At 70.2% G+C, this 23,744-nt stretch carries 22 protein-coding genes and 1 pseudogene; 12 read left to right on the top strand and 11 right to left on the bottom strand.

The annotated features are described in order from the left end of the window. Positions 1-120 precede the first annotated feature (120 nt). The 6 genes from ACFQ9V_RS10840 to ACFQ9V_RS10815 are packed head-to-tail and all read right to left on the bottom strand — an operon-like array spanning position 121 to position 6,234. Positions 121-1,260 carry an enolase C-terminal domain-like protein gene (locus ACFQ9V_RS10840; RefSeq protein WP_382459167.1) on the bottom strand — a complete coding sequence of 380 codons (1,140 nt, stop codon included), beginning with the start codon at positions 1,258-1,260 and terminating at the stop codon, positions 121-123. After that, positions 1,250-3,094, bottom strand: a complete 1,845-nt coding sequence (locus ACFQ9V_RS10835) for a thiamine pyrophosphate-requiring protein (protein WP_382459166.1) — start codon at positions 3,092-3,094, stop codon at positions 1,250-1,252. The genes ACFQ9V_RS10840 and ACFQ9V_RS10835 overlap by 11 nt, the downstream gene beginning before the upstream one ends. A gap of 36 nt (positions 3,095-3,130) precedes the next feature. After that, the gene (locus ACFQ9V_RS10830; RefSeq protein ID WP_382459165.1) at positions 3,131-4,762 is read right to left on the bottom strand and encodes a GMC family oxidoreductase; all 1,632 of its coding nucleotides are present in this window, start codon (positions 4,760-4,762) and stop codon (positions 3,131-3,133) included. After that, entirely contained in the window at positions 4,759-5,397 is a 639-nt protein-coding gene (locus ACFQ9V_RS10825; protein ID WP_382459164.1) for a gluconate 2-dehydrogenase subunit 3 family protein, read from the bottom strand. Before ACFQ9V_RS10825 ends, ACFQ9V_RS10830 begins: the two co-directional genes overlap by 4 nt. After that, a complete protein-coding gene (locus tag ACFQ9V_RS10820; protein WP_382459163.1) occupies positions 5,394-5,858 on the bottom strand; it encodes a hypothetical protein in 465 nt (154 codons plus the stop codon). The genes ACFQ9V_RS10825 and ACFQ9V_RS10820 overlap by 4 nt, the downstream gene beginning before the upstream one ends. Positions 5,859-5,886: 28 nt before the next feature. Next, on the bottom strand, positions 5,887-6,234 hold the full coding sequence (locus tag ACFQ9V_RS10815; RefSeq protein ID WP_382459162.1) for a hypothetical protein: 348 nt from the start codon (positions 6,232-6,234) through the stop codon (positions 5,887-5,889). Positions 6,235-6,389: 155 nt separating this feature from the next. Between ACFQ9V_RS10815 and ACFQ9V_RS10810 the strand changes: the two genes are divergently transcribed. Together ACFQ9V_RS10810 and ACFQ9V_RS10805 are read left to right on the top strand one after the other, a co-directional pair. After that, a complete protein-coding gene (locus ACFQ9V_RS10810) occupies positions 6,390-7,412 on the top strand; it encodes an SDR family oxidoreductase (protein WP_382459161.1) in 1,023 nt (340 codons plus the stop codon). 160 nt (positions 7,413-7,572) lie between these two features. After that, a complete protein-coding gene (locus tag ACFQ9V_RS10805; protein WP_382459160.1) occupies positions 7,573-7,842 on the top strand; it encodes an ATP-dependent DNA ligase in 270 nt (89 codons plus the stop codon). On the opposite strand, the gene ACFQ9V_RS10800 is transcribed toward ACFQ9V_RS10805, so the two are convergent. After that, positions 7,820-8,536, bottom strand: a complete 717-nt coding sequence (locus ACFQ9V_RS10800) for a GAF and ANTAR domain-containing protein (protein ID WP_382459159.1) — start codon at positions 8,534-8,536, stop codon at positions 7,820-7,822. The genes ACFQ9V_RS10805 and ACFQ9V_RS10800 overlap by 23 nt on opposite strands. A gap of 22 nt (positions 8,537-8,558) precedes the next feature. After that, positions 8,559-9,206: a GAF and ANTAR domain-containing protein gene (locus ACFQ9V_RS10795; RefSeq protein ID WP_382459158.1), complete on the bottom strand. Its 648-nt coding sequence runs from the start codon at positions 9,204-9,206 to the stop codon at positions 8,559-8,561. Between the two features lie 166 nt (positions 9,207-9,372). On the opposite strand from ACFQ9V_RS10795, the gene ACFQ9V_RS10790 reads away from it, so the two are divergent. After that, positions 9,373-10,527 (top strand): fatty acid desaturase family protein, encoded by a 1,155-nt coding sequence (locus tag ACFQ9V_RS10790; protein ID WP_382459157.1) that lies wholly within the window; start codon positions 9,373-9,375, stop codon positions 10,525-10,527. A 22-nt stretch (positions 10,528-10,549) separates the two neighbouring features. Here the strand turns inward: ACFQ9V_RS10790 and ACFQ9V_RS10785 are convergent. Further along, positions 10,550-11,491 (bottom strand): annotated as a pseudogene (locus ACFQ9V_RS10785) (LacI family DNA-binding transcriptional regulator); the annotation flags it as partial. Between the two features lie 140 nt (positions 11,492-11,631). On the opposite strand from ACFQ9V_RS10785, the gene ACFQ9V_RS10780 reads away from it, so the two are divergent. From ACFQ9V_RS10780 to ACFQ9V_RS10765, 4 genes are read left to right on the top strand one after another with little or no spacing between them, the layout of a single operon-like run. Then, entirely contained in the window at positions 11,632-13,014 is a 1,383-nt protein-coding gene (locus ACFQ9V_RS10780) for an ABC transporter substrate-binding protein (protein WP_382459156.1), read from the top strand. Between the two features lie 46 nt (positions 13,015-13,060). Further along, on the top strand, positions 13,061-13,984 hold the full coding sequence (locus ACFQ9V_RS10775) for a carbohydrate ABC transporter permease (protein WP_382459155.1): 924 nt from the start codon (positions 13,061-13,063) through the stop codon (positions 13,982-13,984). Positions 13,985-13,987: 3 nt separating this feature from the next. Further along, a complete protein-coding gene (locus ACFQ9V_RS10770; protein ID WP_382459154.1) occupies positions 13,988-14,929 on the top strand; it encodes a carbohydrate ABC transporter permease in 942 nt (313 codons plus the stop codon). Between the two features lie 4 nt (positions 14,930-14,933). Then, positions 14,934-17,021 (top strand): glycoside hydrolase family 2 protein, encoded by a 2,088-nt coding sequence (locus tag ACFQ9V_RS10765; protein WP_382459153.1) that lies wholly within the window; start codon positions 14,934-14,936, stop codon positions 17,019-17,021. Between the two features lie 83 nt (positions 17,022-17,104). Here the strand turns inward: ACFQ9V_RS10765 and ACFQ9V_RS10760 are convergent, their stop codons facing one another. Beyond that, a complete protein-coding gene (locus tag ACFQ9V_RS10760) occupies positions 17,105-17,767 on the bottom strand; it encodes a DUF1345 domain-containing protein (protein WP_382459152.1) in 663 nt (220 codons plus the stop codon). A gap of 87 nt (positions 17,768-17,854) precedes the next feature. On the opposite strand from ACFQ9V_RS10760, the gene ACFQ9V_RS10755 reads away from it, so the two are divergent. Together ACFQ9V_RS10755 and ACFQ9V_RS10750 are read left to right on the top strand one after the other, a co-directional pair. Beyond that, positions 17,855-18,727: an alpha/beta fold hydrolase gene (locus ACFQ9V_RS10755; protein WP_382459151.1), complete on the top strand. Its 873-nt coding sequence runs from the start codon at positions 17,855-17,857 to the stop codon at positions 18,725-18,727. 108 nt (positions 18,728-18,835) lie between these two features. After that, positions 18,836-19,417, top strand: a complete 582-nt coding sequence (locus ACFQ9V_RS10750) for a Dps family protein (RefSeq protein ID WP_382459150.1) — start codon at positions 18,836-18,838, stop codon at positions 19,415-19,417. A 64-nt stretch (positions 19,418-19,481) separates the two neighbouring features. On the opposite strand, the gene ACFQ9V_RS10745 is transcribed toward ACFQ9V_RS10750, so the two are convergent. Further along, positions 19,482-20,378, bottom strand: a complete 897-nt coding sequence (locus ACFQ9V_RS10745) for a glucose 1-dehydrogenase (protein WP_382459149.1) — start codon at positions 20,376-20,378, stop codon at positions 19,482-19,484. Between the two features lie 347 nt (positions 20,379-20,725). On the opposite strand from ACFQ9V_RS10745, the gene ACFQ9V_RS10740 reads away from it, so the two are divergent. Genes ACFQ9V_RS10740 through ACFQ9V_RS10730 form a run of 3 tightly spaced genes read left to right on the top strand, consistent with a single transcriptional unit; the run spans position 20,726 to position 23,672 of the window. After that, positions 20,726-21,742 carry an acyl-CoA dehydrogenase family protein gene (locus ACFQ9V_RS10740; protein ID WP_382459148.1) on the top strand — a complete coding sequence of 339 codons (1,017 nt, stop codon included), beginning with the start codon at positions 20,726-20,728 and terminating at the stop codon, positions 21,740-21,742. Further along, positions 21,739-23,001, top strand: a complete 1,263-nt coding sequence (locus ACFQ9V_RS10735; RefSeq protein ID WP_382459147.1) for a PIG-L family deacetylase — start codon at positions 21,739-21,741, stop codon at positions 22,999-23,001. Before ACFQ9V_RS10740 ends, ACFQ9V_RS10735 begins: the two co-directional genes overlap by 4 nt. Continuing rightward, the gene (locus ACFQ9V_RS10730; protein ID WP_382459146.1) at positions 22,998-23,672 is read left to right on the top strand and encodes a glycosyltransferase; all 675 of its coding nucleotides are present in this window, start codon (positions 22,998-23,000) and stop codon (positions 23,670-23,672) included. Before ACFQ9V_RS10735 ends, ACFQ9V_RS10730 begins: the two co-directional genes overlap by 4 nt. Positions 23,673-23,744: the final 72 nt, after the last annotated feature.

Here is a 23,744-nt window from a genome sequence, read left to right as displayed (position 1 = left end):
TCGGGTCACGATGCGGGGCCAGTACTCAGACACCATGCCTCCGACATGTGCGCAGGCGCAAGTAGACACGATCGTCCACGTGGATCGTGGTCGCGCAATCCGGATCGGCTCGAGTCGCGGTCACCGATCCGACTGCACCGCGAAGCTCTGCACGCGGTGCGCCTCGATGTCCGGTTCGCGCAGGGCCAGCCCGTGGCCGGGCGCGGAGCGGTCCGGGACGAGCCGGCCGTCACTCAGCGCGGGCAGTCCGTCGAAGAACTGCGCCTCGATGCGCGCGTGGTCGTGGAAGTACTCGACATTGATGGCGGGTCGATCGGCTGCGGCGACCGAGGCGTGCAGCGCCGGGGCGGTGTGAGCGGAGAGCGGCACTCCGAAGGCCGACGCGAGCGAGGCGGCGATCCCGAAGCCCGTGATCCCGCAGCGCGTGGCGTCGGCCTGGAGGACGTCGACGCAGCCGCCGGAGACGAGGTCGCGGAAGTCGGCCGGCGTGTAGGCGTACTCGCCGGCGGCGACGCGGATCGGCGCCGGCATCCGGTCGCGCAGGAGCCGGAGTCCGCGCCGGTCCTGGCTGGACACCGGCTCCTCGAACCAGGTGACGCCCGCCTCCGTGAACAGCTCTGCCAGTCGGAGGGCCTGCTTGCGCTCGTACGCCCCATTGGCGTCGACGAAGAGCTCGACAGCGGAGCCGATCGCCTCGCGGGCCAGAGCCACCCGACGCGGATCGTCGGCCGGGTCGGAGCCGACCTTCATCTTCACCGAGCGGAAGCCCTGGGCGGCCCACGACCCCAGCTGGTCGGTCAGCTCGTCGTCGGTGTAGTCCGTGAAACCTCCGCTGCCGTAGGCCTCGACGCTCGCGTGCGCCCCGCCCAGAAGCTGGGTCAACGACGTGTCGCACAGGCGGGCTTTCAGATCGTGGAGCGCGATGTCGACGGCCGCGATCGCGCCGGCACTCACGCCCGCCCAGCCGATGTTGCGGGTGGCCCGCGCCATCTCCCAGTACAGGCGCTCGGTGTCGAACGGGTCCGCGTTCTCGATGACGGCCCAGAGCACATCCTGGACGATCTGGAGGCTTGCGGGTGACGTGTACGCGTAGCCGAGCCCGGTGGCGCCGCCCGTCTCCAGGGTGACCACCAGGATGCCGGTGCTGTCCCAGCGGATGGTCCCGTCGCTCTCCGGCCGCTTCCGGTCCTCGGTCGCGGTGGGCACGACGAAGGCGTCGGCCCGGATCGACCTGACCCGTTCCGGCCCGCTATCGTGCATCGCCGTCCCCGTCGCCGGGCTTGCCGCGGTGGAGCGCGCCCTTCACCCGCTCGACGCCTTCGGTGATGAGCGACGTCGCCGAGTCCTTGATCGCGCCGAGCCCGTCCGGGTCGCCCTTCAGCAGCGCGAGGCCGGTGTTCTTCGCGAACTCGAGCGTGATGTGGGGTGGCAGCGGCGGCACGTTCTTGCTGGTGTGCGCATCGATGAGCGTCACCCCGGGATGCGCGAGGGCGGCATCCCAGGCCGCCTCGATCTGGTCGTCCGAGGTGACCGTGATGCCCTGGAAGCCGAGGAGCTGCGCCCAGCCCGCGTAGTCGACCGATTCGACGTCCTGGGAGGTCGACCAGACCGGATTGGCGTCCTCCGTGCGCATCTCCCACGACACCTGGGTGAGGTCGTCGTTGTGCAGCACCAGCACGACGAAGGTCGGGTTCGACCACCGCGACAGATACTTCTTGATCGTGATCAGCTCGTTCATCCCGAGCATCTGGAACGCGCCGTCGCCGATCGTGCACACGACCGTGCGGTCCGGGAAGGCGAACTTCGCCGCCTCCGCGTACGGCATCGCGGCGAGCATGGTCGCCAGCCGGCCGGAGAGGTCGCCGCGCATCCCGTCGCGCAGCCGGATGTACTGGCCGTACCAGTCGGCGGTGGTCCCGGCGTCGGCGGTGACGATCGCGCCGGCCGGGAGGCGCTTGTTCAGCTCGTGGTAGACCCGGCGCGGGTTCACGCCGTCGTCGTAGTGCTGCTCGGCCTGCGCGGCGAGCTCGTCGTCCCACTCCCGCATGCCGGAGGCCGCCTTCTCCTGCCAGGACAGGTCGGCCTTCTGCGTCAGCAGCGGGAGGAGCCCGGCCAGCGTCGTCTTCACGTCGCCCCAGATGCTCACGTCGGTGGGGTAGCGCAGCCCGAGCTGCTCGGGCCGCAGGTCGATCTGCACCGCCTTGGCCTGCCCGGTCTTCGGCAGGAACTGGCCGTACGGATAATTGGTGCCGAGCAGGACGAGGGTGTCGCAGTCCTGCATCTGGTCGTAGCTGGGCCGCGAGCCGAGCAGGCCGAGCTGCTGGGTGTGGAACGGCACGTCGCCCGGCACGACCTGCTTGCCGCGCAGCGTCGTCATGACGCCGGCGCCGGTCAGGCGCGCGGCCGCGAGGACCTCCTCCGTCGCGCCGACCGCGCCGTGCCCGACCAGGAAGGTCACCCGCTCGCCGGCGTTGATGATGTCGGCGGCCGCCCGGAGCTGCTCCGCGGGCGGCGCGATGGCGGTCGACGGCGGCACGGCGCTCGACCGTGACACCCACATCTCCGCGCCGGGTTCCGCCATCTCCATCCCCTGCACGTCGTGCGGCAGGATGACCACGCACGGCTGCTTGCGGGTGATCGCCGTGCGGAAAGCGGTGTCGATCACGGCCTGCGCCTGTTCCGGCGACACGATCGTCTGCACGTACTCCGCGACGTCGGAGAAGGTCTGCTCCAGCTTGCTCTCCTGCTGGTTGAAGGTGCCGAAGGAGTTGAGCCCCTGCTGGCCGACGATCGCGACCACCGGCTGGTTGTCCATCTTCGCGTCGTAGAGGCCGTTCATCAGGTGGAACCCGCCGGGGCTGGAGGTCGCGATGCAGACGCCGACCTCGCCGGTGAATTTGGCGTGCGCCGTCGCCATCAGAGCGCAGATCTCCTCGTGCGTGGGCCGGATGTACTCCAGCCCCTCGCCCGCGCGCTCGGCCTTGCCGAGCATTCCGTCGAACTCGCCGATGCCGTCGCCGGGGAAGGCGAACACCCGCCGCACGCCCCACTCCCGAAGCCGTCCGATCACGAACTCGCTGACTGTCGTCGCCATTTGTCGTACCTCTTTCACTTCTGCCGATGCCGGCTTTCAGTTCTCCGGATGCCGGATGAGACGGTCCGCCGCGCGTGCGGCGACCGCCACGATGGTGAGCGCGGGGTTGGCGCTGCCCTGGGTCGGCAGCACGCTCCCGTCGGTGATGAGCAGGTTGGGCACGGCGAACGACCGGCAGTCCGCGTCGACGACTCCCTGCGTTTCGTCCGCGCCCATGCGTGCGCCGCCGACCAGGTGGGCGTAGCGCTGCACGGTCATGGTCTCCTGGGCGCCCGCGGCCTCCAGGATGCGCTCCATCGTCGCCTGCGCGGCCTTCGCCAGCGCGCGGTCGTTGTCGCACTGCGAGTAGGAGAAGTGGGCGATCGGGAGGCCGTAGCGGTCCTTCTCGTCGGCCAGCGTGACGCGGTTCTCGGCCCGCGGCAGGAACTCGCAGAGCGCCCCGAGGCACGCCCAGTGCACGTAGTCGGTCATGTAGCGGCGCAGGTCCGCACCCCAGTGGCCCTGCGCCATGACGTGCTCCGCCCAGGTGATCGGCAGCGGTGAGACGGTCTGGATGGAGTACCCGCGCTTGTAGGGCTTGGCCGGGTCCGTCTCGTAGAACTCCTCCGTGCTCACCTCGGGTGGCGGCGCCTTCCACATCCGGATCTCCTGCTCGAACCGGCCCGCGGTCTGCGGCGCGCCCTGCACCATCAGGTAGCGGCCGACCAGGTCGAAGTCGTTGCACAGTCCGTCCGGGAAACGCGCCGACGCCGAGTTGAGCAGCAGCCGCGGCGTCTCGATGGAGTACCCGGCGATCGCGACCATCCTGGCCTTCTGGAACCGCGGGACGCCGTCCTTCACGTAGTGCACGCCCGTCGCCCGGCCGGTGGACTGGTCGACCTCGATGGAGGTCACCATGCTGTCGGCCCGGACCTCGGCGCCGTGCGCGAGCGCGTCCGGGATGTGGGTGATGAGCGGCGACGCCTTGGCGTTGACCTTGCAGCCCTGCAGGCAGAACCCGCGGTAGATGCAGTGCGGCCGGTGCCCGAAGCGCCCGTTCGGGATGGCCACCGGCCCGACCTTCGCCTCGATGCCCGCCGCGAGCGCGCCGCGCAGGAAGGTCTCCCCGTTGCCCGACACCGGATGCGGCCGGTGCGGGTAGCGGTGCGGGTCGCCCCACGGCCAGTCCTCGCCCGCGACCGGGAGCTCGTTCTCGATGTCGTCGTAGAACGGCGCGAGCTCGGGGTACTCCAGCGGCCAGTCCGCCCCGACGCCGTCGCCGCTGAGGGTGTGGAAGTCGCTCGGGTGGAAGCGCGGCACGTACCCGGCATAGTGCACCATCGAGCCGCCGACGCCGCGGCCGGAGTTGTTCGAGCCGAGCGGCACCGGGTCGTCGCCGCCGATCTGCCGCGGCTCGGTCCAATAGAGGTGGTGGGAGCCGGCCTCGTCGCTCACCCAGTCGCGCGCCGGGTCCCAGAACGGGCCGGCGTCGAAGGCGACGGCGTTCCAGCCGGCGCGCGCCAGGCGCTGCAGCAGCACGGAGCCTCCTGCCCCGCAGCCGACGATCGCGATGTCGACCTCGTCGCTGTCGGCGAAGCGGCGCATCTGCTCGGCGAGCCGGGGCTCGACCTCCGAGCCGTCCGGCGTCAGCAGCCAGGCGGAGTCGTTGCGGTCGCGGACCGTACTCATTGCGACGCCCCGCTCTGGGGGAGGTCGTCCGGTCGCGCGTCCGCGACCTCGAACGGCTCGCGGCGGTCCACGCCGAGGTTCTTGTAGCCGCGCGGGTAGGCCGGCCCGGCGAAGCCGATCTCATCCCAGGCCGCGGGATGGCTGTAGAACGCCGTGCACGCGTACCGCGTCCACAGGCTCCAGATGCGCGAACGGTGGAAGCCGCGCCATTCGCCCTCACCGCCGGTGATGCCCGAGAGGAGGTCGAGCTGCTGCTCCTCGCCGCACTGCGCGAAGGCACAGCCGTGAACGGCGTGGGCGTCGGCGTCGAGGGCGGCGAGGCTCGTCCTCCACACCTCCCCGTCGTCGGCCATCGAGTCGTAGTGCCAGCCGTCGGTCTCCTTCCCGGCCAGCCGGGCGTCCACCATCGATGTCACCGGAACGCGGCGGTCCTCGGGATGCTGGTCGAGCAACCGGTCGAACAGGGCGGTCGCGGCCGCTTCCTGCGCCGCGTCGAAGAAGCGGATGTCCGTTGGACGGCCGACGCGCGAGAGCACGACTGAGCGCGTCTCCTCGTCCCAGTGCTTCGCCTGGTCGAGCACGTGGAAGCCGGGGAAGCGCTCGGGGACGTCGTCGCTCAGGTTGCGCGCGGTCACTTCTCCCGCCTCAGGACGGCGGCCAGCAGACCCATCCCGCCGACCAGGGTGACCAGCAGCGGTGCGAGCAGCGGCGGCCCCATCTCCAGGTTGTAGCGGAGGTTCCGCCAGCCGCCGGGCTTCTGCCCGATGCCGCGGGCGTGCAGCCAGACGCCCTGCAGACCGTTCGCCACGATCGTGGCCGAGGCTATCGGGAGCGCCGTCTTCGCGGCCGTCCTGCTGAAGAAGCCCGCCACCCCGGCGACCGCGCCGACCGGACCCAGGATCACGGGGACCCACATCCACCGGTTGCCGAAGCTCGCCTTGTCGTGCTCGAAGTAGATCTCGGCGGCGGTCACCAGGGCGCCCGCGGCCGTCAGCGCCGAGAGCGAGCGCTCGAACCGGCCCGTCTCCACGTTCCTCACCAGGCGGTCGATCCCGACGGCGGCGCTCTGCGCTGGCCGTCGCGCGGCTCGTCTCATCCCTTTTCGCGTTCGTCGCACGCCGGCCTCACTCGCCATCGATCTGTTCGAGCAGCTTCTTGGAGGCGCGCGCGATGTCGTCGTGGTCGTTCTGCGCCGCGCGGCTCTCCAGCGAGATGACGCCGCAGCGATGGACCTTGGCGAAGTCGCCGTAGGGGAAGCTGTAGCGCCCCTTCGTCTCCTCGCTCTTCTCGGAGTCCTCACCGAGGTGCCAGAGCGCGTACTGCTCCCACCCATGCTTCTCGATGTAGGCGTTCTCCTCGTCCGCGCTCGGTGCGTCCTCGCTCCATGCGTCCCGCTCGTCGCGGACCACCGTGCCCTTCCCGACCAGCGAGCGGGCGTGGTCGAGGGCCTTCCGGTTGAGCTTGACGGTCATGGTGGTGCCTTCCTGTTCGTCCCGACGCCTCACCCCGGATGGAATGCCCGGTTGTGCGTGAACGCAAGGGGTTGACCGGATTCGGAGGCAGCGCGGAGCATCGGCGTTGGATCGCACCGTGGACCGCAAGGAGCCCAGATGAGCGAGGTAGACAGTTGAGCCGCATCGAGACGCTGGAGGGCGCCGTCGTCGTCGTGACGGGCGCCAGTGGAGGGGTCGGCCGCGCCGCCGCCGTCGAGTTCGCGCGGCACGGCGCGAACGTCGCGCTGCTGGCCCGCGGCGAGGCGGGGCTGGAGGCCGCGGCCGGCGAGGTGCGCGACGCCGGCGGCCGGGCGCTCACCGTACCGGTCGACGTCGCCGACGCGGACGCCGTCGAGGCCGCCGCCGAGCGCGTCGTGGGCGAGTGGGGCCGCATCGACGTGTGGGTGAACTGCGCGTTCTCGTCCGTCTTCGCGGAGGTCGGCCGGATCACCCCGGACGAGTTCCGCCGGACCACCGAGGTGAGCTACCTCGGCTTCGTCTACGGCACGATGGCCGCACTGCGCCGGATGCGCCCGGCCGGCGGCGGGACCATCGTGCAGATCGGCTCCGCGCTCGCCTACCGCGGCATCCCGCTGCAGTCGGCATACTGCGGCGCCAAGCACGCGATCGTCGGGTTCACCGAGTCGGTGCGCGCCGAGCTGATGCACGACCACAGCGACGTCGCGATCACGATGGTGCACCTGCCTGCCATGAACACCCCGCAGTTCCGCTGGCTGCTGTCCCGCCTCCCGAAGCAGGCGCAGCCGGTGCCGCCGATCTACCAGCCGGAGGTGGCCGCCCGCTCGATCGTCCGTGCCGCTCTGCGGCCGCGGCGGGCGTACTGGGTGGGCGTGTCCACGGTGGAGACCATCATCGGCAACCGGCTGATCCCCGGCCTCCTCGACCGCTACCTCGGCAGGACCGGGTTCGCCTCCCAGCAGACCGACGAGCCGCGGCCCGCCGACCAGCCGGCCAACCTGTGGGAGCCGGCGGACCGGGAGGTCGACCACGGCACGCACGGCCCGTTCGACGACCGGGCGAAGCGGACGAGCGTGCAGGCCTGGGCCTCCCGCAATCGGCGCCCACTCGGCGCCCTCGGCGCGGCGCTCGTCGCAGCCGCTGCGGTGACGGTCGGCGGTCGCGCAGCGCGACGCTGAGCAGTATCCTCGTAGGTGACCCTGGACCCGGTCACCGAGCGCTCGACGCAGAAGCCCAGCGCGGATCATCCGGTTGAACGTGAGGACGGGGATCATGGGATTTCTTCATTACGGACAGTCCGATTTCACGATCAACATCGAAGATCGAACGTTGGCGCACGTGAAAGTCGTGATCCTGACGCTGCTTCGGGAAGGGCAGAGCGTCGCGTTCACCTTCGCTCACCCGACGAGCGACGGGTCGGGCCGGGACACGATCTGGATCACTCCCGCGAGCGAGTTGAGGTTCCAGTTCCTGGGGAGTCGTCCACCGCACCTCAACAGGGAGTGGATCGCGGAGATGCTGCGCGCAGCAGCCGTTCAGCCCGGGCTGCACGTGACGGAGGAGCCCCATGAGGAGACACCCGGGCTCAGCGTCTCTGCGCGTCCCTGATGATCTGCTCGGCGATCACCGAGAGCCGGGTGCCCGAGTTGCGGGCACGCGAACGCATCTGCTCGAACGCCTCTGCGAAGCCGATCCCTTCGAGTTGCGAGAGCACGCCTTTGGCCTGCTCGATGAGCACCCGGCTGTCCAGCGCATGCTGCAGCTGCTCCCGGGCGATGTCGGCGTGCCGCAGGGCCCGCTCCTGGAGGATGCCGATCGTGGCCACATCGGCCAGGGCTTGCGCGGCGGCGGCGTCGTCGGGGGAGAGCGGGCCGGCTTGGTCTCGGAACAGGTTCAGCGAGCCGATGGTGTCGTTGCGCAGCCGGAGCGGGATGGCGTGCATCGATCGATAGCCGACGCCGGAGGATTCCGCGGCGAAGCGCGGCCACCGCGCGTAAGAGGCCGCGATGTCGTCGACGGTCACCAGCCGACCGGTCTGATACGCATCCACGCAGGGGCCCTCGTCCGCCTCGAGTTGAAGCAGGCTGATCAGCTGACTCCGCTCGCTCGTCGACGCGACCACTTGGAGCGTCCCGGTCGAATCCGGGAGGAGGATGCCGGCGTCGGTCGCGTCGAGGATCAGGGCGCAGCGTTCCACGAGGGTGTGCAGGAGATCGACGATGTCGTACCCGATCACCAGGGTGTCCGCCAACTCGACGAACGTCTGGAGAAGCTGTTGTTCTCTGCCTGTGGAGCTCGCCATCCTCCCAATTTACAACCGTGTGTCAGAGCTCGAAGGTGATCTTCCGGTCGATGATCCGGGTGGCGATCTCGCGCACCGGGAGGCCTTCGGCGAAGGCGCGGGCGCGGATGAGCAGGAGGGCGTCGGCAGGGCTGACCTTCGCTTGCGCGATGACCATCCCGGTCGCCTGGTGGACTTCGCGGCGCGAGTAGGGGCTCTCCGTGACGTGTCCGCCTTCCTCCGCCGGGCGACGTGCCACGGCCTGACTGAGGACCTGCATGGCCGCGACGCCGGCCAGCGTCTCGGCGTGGCCGATGTCCGCAGCGGTCAGGGGTCTCGAGGTGTCCAGATACAGGTCGACGGCGCCGATCCCGAGGGCGCCGACGCTGAGCGGGAAGGCGAACACCGAGTGGATTCCGGACGAGGCGATCGCGCTGGACAGACTCGGCCACGCGGAGTCCGGCGAACCCGCGGTGATGAGGACGGGGGAGCGGGTGCTCAGCGCCTGCCAGCAGGGGCCCTCGCCCAGATCGATCTGGAGCTCGTCGAGGCGGGCAGCGAGAGCGTCGGTCGCGCACACGGTCTCCACGTCGAACGGGTCCTGCAGCGTGGAGATCGCAGCGCGCGCGATGGGCAGCGACTCCAGGAACGGCTGGCACAGCGTCGGCGGAGCAGATCGGTCGAGAACCATCTCTCACCAGCCCTTTCGCCTGCGCATGCCCGGTTTCGCGATGCGGCCTGGGTCCAGGACTGCGTCCACTCCCACAGTACTCCGCACTGGCGTAGGTGCTGCTCGCGCGTACGCTGGCAGTACGTCGTCCTGGACCCTGACGTCATGAGCGTGAATGGGCGTGACGATGTCCGAGGTGTCCGAGAGTCGGCCGAGATCAGCAGCGGCCGGCAACGAGTACACAGCGCTGGCCTCCGTGATCAGGGAGTCCGGCCTGCTCCGGCGGCGATACGGGTATTACTGGACGAAGATCGTGCTGGTGCCTGTGCTCACCGGCGCGCTGGTGCTCGGCTTCGTGCTGGTGGGCGACAGCTGGTGGCAGCTGTTCACCGCCGTGCTCTTCGCCTTCCTGTTCACGCAGATCGCCTTCCTGGGTCATGACAGCGCGCATCGCCAGATCTTCCGCTCCGGCCGCTGGAACGACTGGGTGAGCCTGGTGGTCGGCGACCTGTTCGTCGGGATGAGCTACGGCTGGTGGCAGCACAAGCACACCCGCCACCACGCCAACCCCAACCAGGTGGGCGCCGACCCGGACCTCGAGCTCCCGGTGATCGCGTTCACCCCGGGGCAGGTGGCCACGCGCCCGGCCCCGCTGCGCTGGCTCCTCGGCCACCAGGGCTGGTTCTTCTTCCCGATCCTGCTGCTCGAGGGGCTGTCGCTGCACGCCTCCAGCGTCCGGCGCGTCCTCCAACGGGAGCCCGTCAAGCACCGTCCGGTGGAGATCGCGTTCCTGTCCGTCCGGATCGTCGGCTACCTGGCGCTGGTGCTGTGGGTCCTCTCTCCCGGCAAGGCGGCCGTCTTCCTGGCCATCCAGCTCGGCCTGTTCGGCTTCTACATGGGCATGTCGTTCGCCCCGAACCACAAGGGCATGCCGCTGGTGCCTCACGACGCCCGCCTCGACTTCCTGCGCAGGCAGGTGCTGATGAGCCGCAACATCCGCGGCAACCGGATGCTGGACTTCATGATGGGCGGCCTCAACTACCAGATCGAGCACCACCTGTTCCCGTCGATGCCGCGCCCGCACCTGAGACGTGCCGCGCCCACCATCCGCGACTACTGCCGCGAGCACGGCGTCCCGTACACGGAGACCGGCTTGCTGGCCTCCTACGCGATCGTGACCCGGCACATCAACCGCGTCGGTCTGGGCGACTCGGATCCGTTCAGCTGTCCGTTGCTGGAACTGCGCCAGACCCCCGCAACGACGGTGCCGCCCGCTGCGACGGTGCCGCCCGCCGAGCCCCCGCAGTGCTCTCGCGCGGGATCAGTTGATGGGGGGCGATGAACTCCTGCGCGTCCAGCGTCGGGTCGTCGATGCGGCCGGCGAGCCGTTTGACCGCGGTGCGGGCGATGAACGGGATGTCGAGTGAGACGGTGCTGAGGGAGGGGCGCGAGTACCGGCCCTCCTCGATGTCGTCGATCCCGATCACCGCGATGTCTTCCGGCACCCGTAGCCCGGCGTCGAAGACGGCGCGGACGGCGCCCATCGCGAGGAGGTCGGAGTAGCAGAAGATCGCGTCGGGGCGACGGTCCTGCGCGATGAGCGCGGCGGCGGCAGCGTAGCCATCCGCGCGCCCGTAGTGCGGCGCCGTCATCTGGAGGGCCTCGACCGGCTGGCGTCCGTGCTCCTCGAGCGCGAGCTGGAACCCCTTGGTGCGCTGGAGCGGGGTGGCGTACTCCTCTTTCGGCTGGGCGCCGATCGCGGCGATGCGGGTGCGGCCGCTCTCCAGGAGGTGCGTGGTGGCGTCGTGGGCGGCCTGGACGTTGTCGATCGCCACGTGATCGAACCGGCCGTCGAAGACGTGCTCGCCGAGCAGGATGATCGGCAGCTCCTCCGAAGCCTCGACGTCGTCGAGCTCGTCCCGCGTCGCGAGCGGCGCGAACAGCATCCCGTCGAAGAGGTTGCGCCGGCCTCCGCCACGCAGCAGCTGGCGTTCGCGCTCGTGGTCGTGCCCGGTCTGGTCGATCATGACCTGGAACCCGAGCGCGTCCGCCTCGTCGATCACGGCGCGCGCGAGCTCGCTGAAGAACGGGACGTCGATCTCCGGCACGACCAGGGAGAGCAGGCCGGTCTTGCCTGTGCGGAGGGTGCGGGCGACCGGGTTCGGGACGTAGCCGAGCTCGTCGATGGCGCGCATCACCCGCGTGCGCATCTTCTCGCTCACGTGCTCGTATCCGCTGACCACGTTGGACACCGTGCGCACGGACACCTGCGCTCGATCGGCGACATCGCGCAACGTCGCGGGCATGGCTCTCCTCTCGCAGTTTCCACATCCTATCGTTTGCAACGATTGCAAATGTGGGTTATGGTTTGCATACGTTGGCAAACCCACCGCGACGAGCGGATCCCCCCGGCCGACGTATCGTCGATCCTGCACAAAGGAGTGTCATGAAGCTCACACCCCGCAACGCCCGCGGCGCTGCTGTCCGCGTCGCGGCCGTGGCCACCGCGGCGCTCATCGCCGTCGGCCTGAGCGGCTGCGGCCCGGAGATCGGCTCCGGCAGCGCCTCCACCTCCACGTCCGACACCTCGGTCCTGAAGGCCCCCACCGCGAGCTCGCCGAAGGGCACCATCACCATCTGGGACCGCTCCGGCGACCTGTTCAAGGTGTTCGACGCCGCGATCAAGGACTTCAACAAGGTCTACCCGGGCATCACCGTCAAGCACGAGGCCGTCGACATCGACAACAAGCTTCAGAACACGCTCATCACCGGCACCGACGTGCCGGACGGGGTGTTCCTCGACGACGCCAAGGTCGGCGGCTACGTCGACTACCTCTGGAACCTCAAGGACGTGCTCGCGCCCTACACGAAGGACATCGCCAAGCAGAAGGTCGATGTCAACACGGTCAAGGGCGGCATCTACGGCGTCCCGTTCGACCTCGACCCCGGCCTCCTGTTCTACAACGCCAAGGCCCTGAGCGCCGCCGGCATCGACCCGAGCGGCATCCGCACCTACGACGACCTGATCGCCGCCGCCAAGAAGTACCAGGCATACAAGCCGGGGGCCAAGCCGATCCACCTGGAGCAGAGCACGTTCCTCGGCCAGCTCCAGCTGGAGATGTACGCGAGCCAGCTCGGCACCAGTCTCGCCGGCCCCGACGGCAAGCTCCGCCTGAACTCCCCGCAGTACACGAAGATCCTGACCTGGCTCGACTCGGTGCAGAAGCAGGGGCTCGGCACGCGCGCCGAGTACCTCAGCCCCAGCGACATCGGAGCCCTCGACTCCAGCAGCGAGGTCTTCTACCCGTGGGCGCAGTGGTTCGACTTCGCGCCGCAGCAGCAGCTGAAGACGACGGTCGGCGACTGGCGCGCCATGTCGCTGCCCGCCTGGTCGAGCGGCGGCGCCCGCAGCGGCGCGATGGGCGGCTCGTCGTTCGTGCTGCCCAAGGACGGTAAGAACTCGCAGCTCGCCTGGCTGTTCTACAAGTTCCTGATGTTCGACAAGGCCGGCTACACCGCCGTCTACGGTTCGAACAGCGTCTACCCGGGAGGTCTCAACACCTCCGTCCCCGCCTACCAGCCCGCAGCGAACCCGGCGAAGCCGCTGTTCCAGCCGATCCCGGCGATGGGCGACCAGGACCTGTGGAGCACGGCGATCAAGGCGGGCAAGCAGATCCCGGGCGGCGCTCCCATCCCGTCCTGGTGGACCGGGGCCGTTGACTACCTCGGCAACGACCTCCAGAAGATGCTCGACGGGACGATGACGCCCAAGCAGGTGCTCGACCAGTCGTCGACGGACATCCAGACCAACCTGATCGACCGCAAGTAGCGGCCGGACCGACCCCTCCGCCGAACGCGCACCACGAGGACATGACGTGACGACCACACTGACAGCACCGCCGGCGACCGGCCTCGGCAGAACGCGCCGTGGGCGCGGGCTGCCCTGGCGGCGCCGGCTCGCCCCCTACCTGTTCGTGCTCCCGTTCGTCGCGATCTTCCTCGCGTTCAGTGTCTACCCGCTCGTCTTCACCCTGCGCCTGAGCTTCACGGACTGGCACGGAGCGGGCGCGGCGGAGTGGGTCGGTCTCGGCAACTACGCCTACCTCCTCGGCAGCCCCGACTTCTGGTCGTCGCTGGCGAACTCCGGGATCCTCTGGCTGCTGATCGTCCCGGTGCAGCTCGTCGTCTCCGTGGTCATCGCCGTGCTGCTGAACACCTCGAGGCTCCGGCTGCGCGGGTTCTACCGGGTGGCGTTCATCGTCCCGTTCGTCACGCCGCTCGTCGCCGTGGCGCAGATCTGGATCGTGCTGTTCGACCAGAACTACGGTGCGGTGAACGCCGTGCTCGGCGCGGTCGGCCTGCCGCACATCGGCTGGCTGGTGACGAGCGCCTGGGCGAAGCCGACCCTCGCGCTCCTGTTCCTCTGGAAGACCACCGGGTTCGTCGTCATCATCCTGTTGTCCGGCCTCCAGTCGATCGACGGCAGCCTCTACGAGGCCGGATCCCTCGACGGCGCCGGCCGGATCCGGCAGCTCTGGAGCATCACGGTGCCGCTGCTGCGCCGCTCGCTGATGTTCTGCGTGGTGCTGCAGACCCTCGCGGTGTTCCAGATGTTCGCCGAGCCGTACGTGGTGACCCAGGGAGGCCCCTACGGGTCGACCACCACCGCCGGGCTCTACCTCTACAACCACATCACCCGGGCGGACCTGGGCACGGGAGCGGCCAACTCGTTCCTCCTCGTGATCGTCGTCATGGCGCTCTCGCTCGTGTTCGTCCGCCTCCTCCGAGCCAAGGACTGACCGATGGCCGACCTCGATATCCGCAGCGCGCCGGCGCACACCGCCCCCACGTCCGAGCGCACTGCTCCCGCGACGCCCGATCCGGGATCCCCTGCTCGTCCCCGGCGGACGCGCAGCCTCCACCTCGGCTCGCATGTGTTCCTGCTCGTGCTGACGGTGGCGTTCCTCGCGCCGGTCGCGTGGGCGATCCTCTCGTCGTTCAAGCCTGCGGCGGAGATCATCCGCGATCCGCTCGGCTTCTCCGGCTTCACCCTCGACAACTTCCGCGGCATGATCCAGGACGTCCCGATCGGTTCCGGGTTCCTCAACACCGGGATCGTGCTGCTCGTGAAGGGCGCGATCACGCTCTTCTTCGCGCCGCTCGCCGCGTACGCCTTCGCGAAGTACGACTTCCGCGGCAAGAACCTGATCTTCGGCGCGGTGCTGCTGACCTTGATGCTGCCGACGATCGTCCTCATCATCCCGCTGCTGCTGGAGATGAAGGAGCTCGGCTGGGTGAACACCTACCAGGCGCTCATCCTCCCCGGCTCCGTCGACGCGTTCGCGATCTTCTGGATGCGGCAGGTCATCGCCGCCGTGCCCGACGAGCTGCTCGACGCCGCCAGGGTCGACGGCTGCAGCGAGTTCGGGATCTTCTGGCGGGTGATCGTGCCCGTCATCCGCCCGGGCCTGGCCGGCCTTGCGGTGCTGACGATCATGAACATCTACAACGACTTCGTCTGGCCGGTCGTCATTGCGAGCTCCAGCCGGATGGCCACCCTCCAGGTGGTCCTGTCGACGCTGGCCCAGAACATCTCGGGCAACAAGATCGGCGCGGACTACGCGACCGTCACCGGCGAGCTGCTCGCCGCGGCGACCGTCGCGCTCATCCCCCTCCTCATCCTGTTCATCGTGCTGCAGAAGCACTTCATCAACGGCATCCTCGCCGGAAGCGTAAAGGGCTGACTCCATGACCATCGCAGAACCCGCTATCGACCTCGGCGGCACTGTCGACCTCGGCGCTGTCACCGACGTCGATGTTCCGAGGCCGGAGTACCCGCGCCCCGACCGCGACCGGTCGGCCGCCTGGCTGAGCCTCAACGGTCGCTGGAGCTTCGAGGGCGACGAGCGCACCCCCGACGAGATCGTGGTGCCGTTCGCCTGGGAGACCGAGGCCTCCGGAGTGCAGCGCACCTGGCTCGAGCACGCCGTGTACCGGCGCACGATTGTCGCCCCGGCCGAATGGGCGGGACGCCGGATCGTGCTGTGCTTCGGCGCCGTGCACCACCACGCGGTGGTGTCGATCGACGGCGTGGAGGTGGGCCGTCACTCCGGCGGGCACAGCTCGTTCGAGTTCGACGTCACCGGGCTGCTGGCGCCGGGCGGTTCCGCCGAACTGCGGGTGGAGGTCGACGCGCCCGCGGACAAGCGCGCCCTGCCGCACGGCAAGCAGCGCTCCATCCCGCGCGACGACTATGACGGCGTCGCCTTCACGCCCACCTCCGGCATCTGGCAGAGTGTCTGGCTGGAGGCACGAGGCGGCAGCTACGTCGCGGACGTCTCGGTGCGCGGCGACTCGCTCACCGGCTTCGACCTGGAGGGCGCCATCGCCGGCGACCCGGCGGACGGCCTCCGCCTGGTGGCCGAGGTCGCGGGGAGCCGTCTTGAGCTGCCCATCGCCGGCGGCCGCTTCCGTGGCCGCATCGAGCTCCCGGCCCCGCGACTCTGGAGCCCGGACGACCCGCACCTCTACGCGATCGAGCTCACCCTGGGGGAGGGCGACGCCGCCGAGCGGCTGGCCGTCACCGGCGGTCTGCGGCGAATCGAGACCCGCGGCGAAGCGCTCTATCTCAACGGCGAGCGCTTCTACCTGCGCGGGGTGCTCGACCAGGGCTACTGGCCGCGCACCGGCCTCACCGCACCGGACGCCGACGCGCTGGTCCGCGACATCGAGCTCGCCCGGGAACTGGGCTTCAACCTGGTGCGCAAGCACCTCAAGTTCGAGGAGCCGCTCTGGCTCGACTACGCCGACCGCACCGGCATGCTGGTGTGGGCCGAGCCGCCGTGCCCCAGCCGGTTCAGCACGGAGGCCGCCGAGGCGTTCGAGGCGCAACTCCCCGAGCTGGTCTCCCGCGACGGAAACCACCCGTCGATCATCGTCTGGGGTCTCTACAACGAGGAGTGGGGGCTGGACTGGGACATCCCCGGCAGCCCCGAGCGCGCGGCCGCGGCCGTGCACGCCTACGAGACGATGCGGGCGCTGGACGACACCCGCCCGATCGTGGAGAACTCCGGCTGGGCGCACGTCCGCACCGACCTCGTCGACTGGCACTACTACGACGAGAACCCGGCGAACTGGGCGCGCAACCTGGCTGAGCTGGCCGCGGGGGAGCGCGAGACGTTCGAGGTCAAGCTCGGCCCCGACTTCATCGTCGACAAGTCCTTCTACGGCTCGCCGGACTTCCCCCGCACCGGCGTCCCCATCCTCAACAGCGAGTTCGGCGCGGGCTTCACCAGCCTGGAGCGCGCCTGGCACGTCCGCTGGCAGACCCAGGAGATCCGCCGCCACGACCGCTTCGCCGGCTACGTCTACACCGAGCTCACCGATGTCGAGCACGAGATGGCCGGCCTGCTCGACGCCGACCGCCGCCGCAAGGACCTCGGCGGCCTGAACCCCGCGGACTCTTTCGGCCCTACGGTGCTGGTCGTGGATGTGGTGCCGGCCCACGCCGGCGCAGACATCCCGGTGCCCGTGGAGCCGTTGACGGTGTCCGTGCATGTGTCGCACCTCGGCCTGACCGAGGTCGAAGGTGTGGTGCACGCGGCCTGGGGCGCTGCGGGGTCGGCGCGATCGGGCGGGGCAGGCGCTGCTGCGTCCGCTCCGGTCGCCGCGGCACCGTACCGCCTCAGTGACGCCGCCGTGCTGACGGTGCCGGCGCCTGACGGCCCGGCCAGGCTGCACCTGTGGCTGACCGTCCACGGGCGGACGATGGCGCGGACCTTCGTGGACGCGGCTCCGATCGAGCAGCCGAATCGTCGCGGGTCGCGACCTTCCTGACGGAGCTCTGGCGAACCCCGTGGAGCACCGGCTGCGCGAGGGCGGAGCCGACCCCTGGCTGCCGGTGATCGCCTGTGTCCGGCTCAGGAGGCCAGGCTGGCGACGAGGTTGACCGTCGCCGCGATGATGACGGCGCCGAACAAATAGGACAGCAGCATGTGCCGCAGGATCGCGGCGCGGATCCGCTGGTCGGAGATGTCGGTGTCGGAGACCTGGAAGGTCATCCCGACGGTGAACGCCAGGTAGGCGAAGTCGAGGTAGCGGGGCGGGGTGTCCTCGTTGAAGTCGATCCCGTGCCTCCTGCTGCCGGCAGGCTCGTTGTAGTAGAGGACCGCGTACCGCAGCGTGTAGAGCGTGTGGACGAAGAACCACGACAGGGCGACGGAGGCCACACCGAGAGCGGCGATCAGGTCCTTCCCCGGCGCGGAGGCGTTCTTGATCTGACCGAGCAGCAGCACCAGCGCGGCGAGGCTGGCGATCGAGGCGATGAGCAGCAGGGTGTCGCTCGTCGTCTTGGACGGGTCCTCCGCCGCTGCGTGCCGCCCGGTCTCGGAGCCGCCCATCCGGGAGATGGTGACCCAGACCCAGGTGATGTAGACCGCGCACGCGACGGCCCAGCCCACTGCTGCGGCGTACGCCCACTGGCCGAACAGTGCCGTCACCGCTGCGGCGACGACACCGGCGGCGATCATGGTGGCGATGCGGATCCCGGAGATGTGCCGCGACGCCTGTTTGTCTGCGTTCATGCCACAGACGCTCCCACCACGAGGGCGCGCTTCCCAGGTCCCTGAGCAGGTCTTCATCAACTCCGGCCGGAGCGTACCGTGCGCAGCATGTTCGAGGGATTCGTGGAGGAGGACGTCACTGTCGGCGAGGTCCGCATCCACGTGCGGCACGGTGGCCGCGGCCCGGCGGTCGTCCTGCTGCACGGGCACCCGCGAACGGGGTCGACCTGGCATCGTGTCGCTCCCCTTCTCATCAGCCGCGGATTCCGGGTTGTCGTACCCGATCTGCGCGGGTACGGCCGCTCCTCCGCCCCGGACCCGCGGCGGGACCATTCGCAGGCCTCGAAGCGTGCGATGGCCGATGACGTGCTGGAACTGATGCGGACCCTCGGGCACGAGCGCTTTCTGGTGGTCGGTCACGACCGCGGCAGTTATGTCGCCTTCCGCCTGGCGATGGACCACCCGGAGTCGGTGGGCGCTGTCGCACTCCTGGACTGCATCCCGATCGTGGAGCATCTGGAGCGGATCACGCCGGAGTTCGCGGTCGCGTGGTATCACTGGTTCTTCTTCGCGCAGCCGGAGACTCCCGAGCGCGTGATCATGGCCGACCCGGACGCTTGGTACGGCGGCGACCCGGAGCTGATGGGCCGAGAGAACTTCGCTGAGCGCCGGAGAGCAATTCACGACCCGCGTGTCGTACGGGCCATGCTGGAGGACTACCGCGCGGGGCTCGGCGTGGACGCTGCAGCGGAGATCGCCGATCGCGCAGCCGCCCGCCGGATCACTCGGCCGCTGCTGGTCCTGTGGTCGGCTCGGGACGACCTGGAGACGCTGTTCGGCGACCCGCTGGGGATCTGGAGCGACTGGGCGGACACGGTGTCGGGCGGTCCGGTCCAGTCCGGTCATCACATGGCGGAGGAGGCTCCACAGGAGCTGTCGGCCGCGCTGGTCGAGTTCTTCGCTCCGACCACGGCCGGATGACCCGAAGCGCGGGATCCGCACCACGATTCGGCGGCAGGTCAACCCGCTGGCCGGTTGCGGGAGCCGAGCCTAGGTTCGCGCTGAACACGGACCGAAGGAGGGCCCACTGTGGCTACGACATCCAAGACCCCTGGCACGGCGACGAAAGCAGCGGCCGCGCCCCGAACGACGCGCGCGAAAGGTGCGGCGCCGGGCGAGCACGAGACCCGGCGCGAGAACGCGGAGAACGGGTTCGTCGCCTCGACGTCGCTGGCGGCCGACCTCCAACGGGTCCAGGTCGACCTGATCGAACTGTCCCTGCAGGGCAAGCAGGCGCACTGGAACATCGTCGGCCGCAACTTCCGCGACCTGCACCTGCAACTGGACGAGATCGTGGAGGCCGCGCGCGAGTTCAGCGACGCGGTGGGCGAGCGGCTGCGCGCGCTGCACGCGACCACCGACGGCCGGTCGCGGACGGTGGCGGAGACGACTGCGCTCGCGCAGTTCCCCAACGGCGAGATCGACACTTCCGACGCCGTCGACCTCATCACGGATCGGCTCGAGACCGTCGTGCGCACGATGCGCTCCGTGCACGACGAGGTCGACGCGGAGGACCCGACGTCCGCGGACCTGCTGCACCAGATCATCGACCGGCTGGAGCAGCTCGCGTGGATGGTCAGCGCGGAGAACCGGCGGCCGGCTGTCAAGTGAGCAGAACCGGCTGCGGGCGCGCCCTCGAAAGGGGCGCGCCCGCGGCTCTATCAGGTCCCGGTACTCATGGCGTCGGCATCCCACCCGTCACCGTGAGCGTCTCGCCCACCACATAGCTCGACTCCGGCGAGGCCAGGAACACGTACGCCGGCGCCAGTTCGGCGGGCTGCCCCGGCCGGCCGAGCGGGGTCTGCGACCCGAAGTCGGGCAGCTTCTCGGGAGGCTGGCCCGCGCTGACCTGCAGCGGCGTCCACACCGGCCCCGGCGCGACCGCGTTCACCCGGATGCCCTTCGGCGCGAGCTGCTGGCCCAGCGCCTTGGTGAAGGTGTTGATGGCGGCTTTGGTGGTGGCGTAGTCCACCAGCAGCTCACTCGGCAGGTAGGCCTGCACAGAGGTCGTGTTGATGATCGTCGCCCCGGCGGGCAGGTGCGGCAGCGCCGACTTGGTGAGCCAGAACATCGCGTAGACGTTCGTCTTCATCGTCTCGTCGAACTGCTCGTCCGGGAGGTCGGCCAGGTCGGTGCAGAACAGCTGCTTGCCGGCGTTGTTGACCAGGATGTCGAGGCCGCCGAACTCGTCGACCGCCCGGCGCACGACCTCGTCGCAGAAGGGCCGGTCGGTCAGATCGCCCGGGAGCAGCAGCGCGGTCCGGTTGGCGGCGCGGATCTGCTCGGCGACCGCCTGGGCATCCACCTCCTCCTCCGGCAAGTAGACGATCGCGACATCGGCGCCCTCCCGCGCGAACGCGATGGCGACGGCCGCGCCGATCCCGGAGTCGCCTCCGGTCACGATTGCCTTGCGGCCGTTCAGCCGCCCCGAACCGACGTAGCTGGCCTCGCCGTGGTCGGCGGGCGGCTCGAGCTCGTTGTCGCGCCCGGGCTCGCGGACCTGGGTCTCCGGCGGGTGGATGTGCGGGTAGCGGTCGACGGGGTTGTCGAATTGGTACTGGCTCTCAGGCATGCGCGTTCCTCTCGGGTCGCCCGGCGAAGGCGTCGTGCGGTCCCGTGTAGACGACGGCCTTCATGCTTCCTCCCGGGTGTTCTCAGGGTTGTCGGATTCGCTGCGGACGCTACGCGGCCGGGGACGCGGGCATACCGGGTTGTCTGCTCGGAGACCCGCGGGTACCGTGCGGCCGTCGGCCACGAAGTCGGAGCACACGCCGACGGACACACACGTTGCCTGAGCACAAGGGGGTTGAACACCGGCCCTCCTGACCCGATCGTGGCGATCATGGAGAACACCCGGATCGCTGACTTCCGGTGTTCACGCACCCCGCAGCCGGCGCCCCAGGCGCTGATCGTCGCATGATGACGGCACAGACGACGACCCAGGGGCTCGGGCTCGACGCCTACCTCGACGCCGCGGCGCAGTGCGGAGGCGCCGTCGCTCCGCTGCTGGAGGTGCTGCGGGCGACGCCGCCGGCCGGCCTGCTGCCGTTGCCGGGGTCGGGGCGGACGGCGGAACGCTTCCGCGGTCTCGCCCGCGTCGCCGCGGCGGATGTGACCGCCGCGCGGGTGATCGAACCTCATCTGGACGCGGTGGCGATCCTCGCGGAGGCGGACGCCCCCGAGCCCGATCAGGGCACGACCTGGGGCGTGTTCGCCGCGGAGGCGCCCGACGCCGCGCTGCTCGCCTGTCGGGAGCAGGACCGCTGGGTGCTGCGTGGCCGTAAGCCCTGGTGCTCGCTGGCCGGCCGGCTCACCAGCGCACTCGTCACCGCTGCGACGCCGGAGGGCGGCCGCCGGATGTTCGCCGTCTCGATGGGCGCTCCCGGCGTCACGGCCCAACCGGCGCGGTGGGTCGCACGCGGCCTCAGCGACGTCGTCAGCGGCCCGGTGGCCTTCGACCATTCGCCTGCCCGTCCCGTCGGCGGAGAGGGGTGGTACCTCGACCGTCCGGGCTTCCGGTGGGGCGCGATCGGCGTCGCCGCCTGCTGGTGGGGCGGCTGCCTCCCCGTCGTGGACACGCTCATCGCGCGCACCAGGAAGCGTCCGGACGACGCGATCCTCGCCGCGCGCACCGGCGAGCTCTACCGTCGCCTCGACGCCGGTCGACTGGCCCTGGAGGACGCAGCGTTGCGGATCGACGAGGACCGGGTCGCGGACGCGGCCGTACTCGCGCACGCCGTCCGGGGAACCATCGCCGACGCGGTCGTCGCGACCCTCGACGCCGCGCGCGACGTGCTCGGCCCGGCCGCGCTGGCGTTCGACGAGAGCCTCGCCCGCCGCTGCGCGGACCTCGAGCTCTACGTGTCCCAGTACCACCGCGGGCGGGACGACGCCTCGCTCGCGGGCCACCTGGCGGGAGGTCTGCTCGCGTGGTGATCTTCGACCCTTTCATCATGGCGACCCCGGCCGCGGTCTGGGAGGACTCTGCCCGCTGGTCCTCCGTGCCACGGCGCACCCGGGACTGGCTCGCGGGCTTCACGCGGATCGTGGTCTTCTCCGCGCATCCCGACGACGAGACGCTCGGCGTGGGCGGCCTCCTCGTCCAGGCCGGCGAGCTCGGGATCGACATCTCGGTGATCGTCGCGACGAGCGACCGCGAGGAGCGCGTGGTCGAGCTGACGTCCGCCCTCTCGAGGCTCGGGACGACCATCGACCTGACCGTGCTCGGCCTGACCGATGGCGGTCTCAAGCACGAAGCGGACCTCCTCCGTGACGGGATCGAGCTGGCGCTCGCGGCGCGCCGAAGCGACACCATGCTCGTCCTGGCGCCCTGGCCGGGAGACCGGCACGGCGACCACCGGACGCTCGGTCGCGAGGTCGCTGCGGCGTGCGCGGTGCACGGCGACACCCTCATGCTCTACCCGGTCTGGCTGTGGCAGTGGGGCTCGCCGGACGACCTGCCGTGGGCGCGAGTGAGCGAGGTCGAGTTGAGCGCGTCGGCCCGCGCGCGCAAACGCGTCGCGCTCTCCGCGTTCGCCAGTCAGCTGCACACCTCGGCCAACCCGGAGGGCGTGCTGACGAGCGCGTTCGTGGAGCGAGCCGTGCACGGCAGGGAGGTGCTGTTCGAGCCGGAGGAGAGCGTCATCGGCGACCATTTCGAAGCGCTGCATCAGGTCAGCGCCGACCCGTGGTCGGTGCGGACGCGATGGTACGAGCGCCGCAAGCGGCTTCTCACAAGTGCCGTGCTCCCGAAAGAGCAGTACGCCCGCGGATTCGAGATCGGCTGCTCCAACGGGGAGATGTCGGCCCTGCTGGCGGAGCGGTGCGAGGCGCTGGTCTGCGTCGACAGCGCGCCGACCGCAGTGGCCCTCGCGAGCGAGCGGACCGCAGCGGCCTCCAACGTCGTGGTGCAGCGCATGCGCATTCCCGAGGAGTGGCCGGAGGGGTCGTTCGACCTGGTCGTCGTCTCGGAGGTCGTGTACTACCTCGCGGCCGATCAGTGGGCGGAGACGGTCGATCGCATCCTCGGGTCGCTCGCCGAGGGCGGCCACGTGGTGCTCTGCCACTGGACGGGGCACGCCGACGACTTCGCCCAGTCCGGCTGGGACGCCCACGCCGCGTTCGCGAAGCGCGCAGGGCTCCGCGTGCTCGTCCAGCACCAGGACGAGGGCTTCCTCCTGGAGGTCTTCGGGTGAGGGTCGACCACGTCCTCGTCGCGGTGCCCGCTCGCGACGAGGAGGCCACGCTCGCGGACTGCCTCCACTCGATCGAGCGCGCCCGCTCGGCGATCGGCATCCCGTCATCCGTCGTCGTAGTACTGGACTCCTGCACGGACGGGTCGGCGGATGCCGCGCGTCGCTTCGCCGACGCCCTGGTCATCGAGCGAGACCACGGGAACGTCGGTCGGAGCCGTCACGACGCCGTGCTGGCCGGGCTGGCGCACGTCGACGCCGAGCCCGAGCACACCTGGATCGCCTTCACGGACGCCGACAGCTGCGTACCGCGCTCCTGGCTCCGGGAGCACCTCACGGCGGCGGACGGCGGCGACGCGTACGTCGGCGCAGTCGTCCCGCGGCTGGGCGACCTGGACGACGAACGTCGGCAGGCCTGGCAGCGCACGCACCCGGCCGGCGCCACGCTCGGTCACGTGCACGGCGCCAACCTCGGCGTCCGAGCGCACGCGTACCTCCGCGTCGGCGGATTCCTGCCCCTCTTCGTCGGCGAAGACGTGGACCTGGTCTCTCGACTGCGCGCGGCCCGGTACTCCATCGCGGAGAGCGAGCGGCACCCCGTGGTCACCTCGAGCCGGCTCGTCGGCCGAGCGCCGGACGGCTACGCCGCCTACCTGGGCGGCCTCGCGACCTGAGCGCTCACTGATGTCACAGTCCGGGAGCGGTGGTACCCAATAGCAGGCCCCCAGGCTTAGCATGCCCCCGAC

Origin of the sequence: Leifsonia sp. NPDC056665 (assembly GCF_042791795.1) — a bacterium.
Lineage (GTDB): Bacteria > Actinomycetota > Actinomycetes > Actinomycetales > Microbacteriaceae > Leifsonia.
This window is presented reverse-complemented; position numbering and strand designations above follow the sequence as displayed.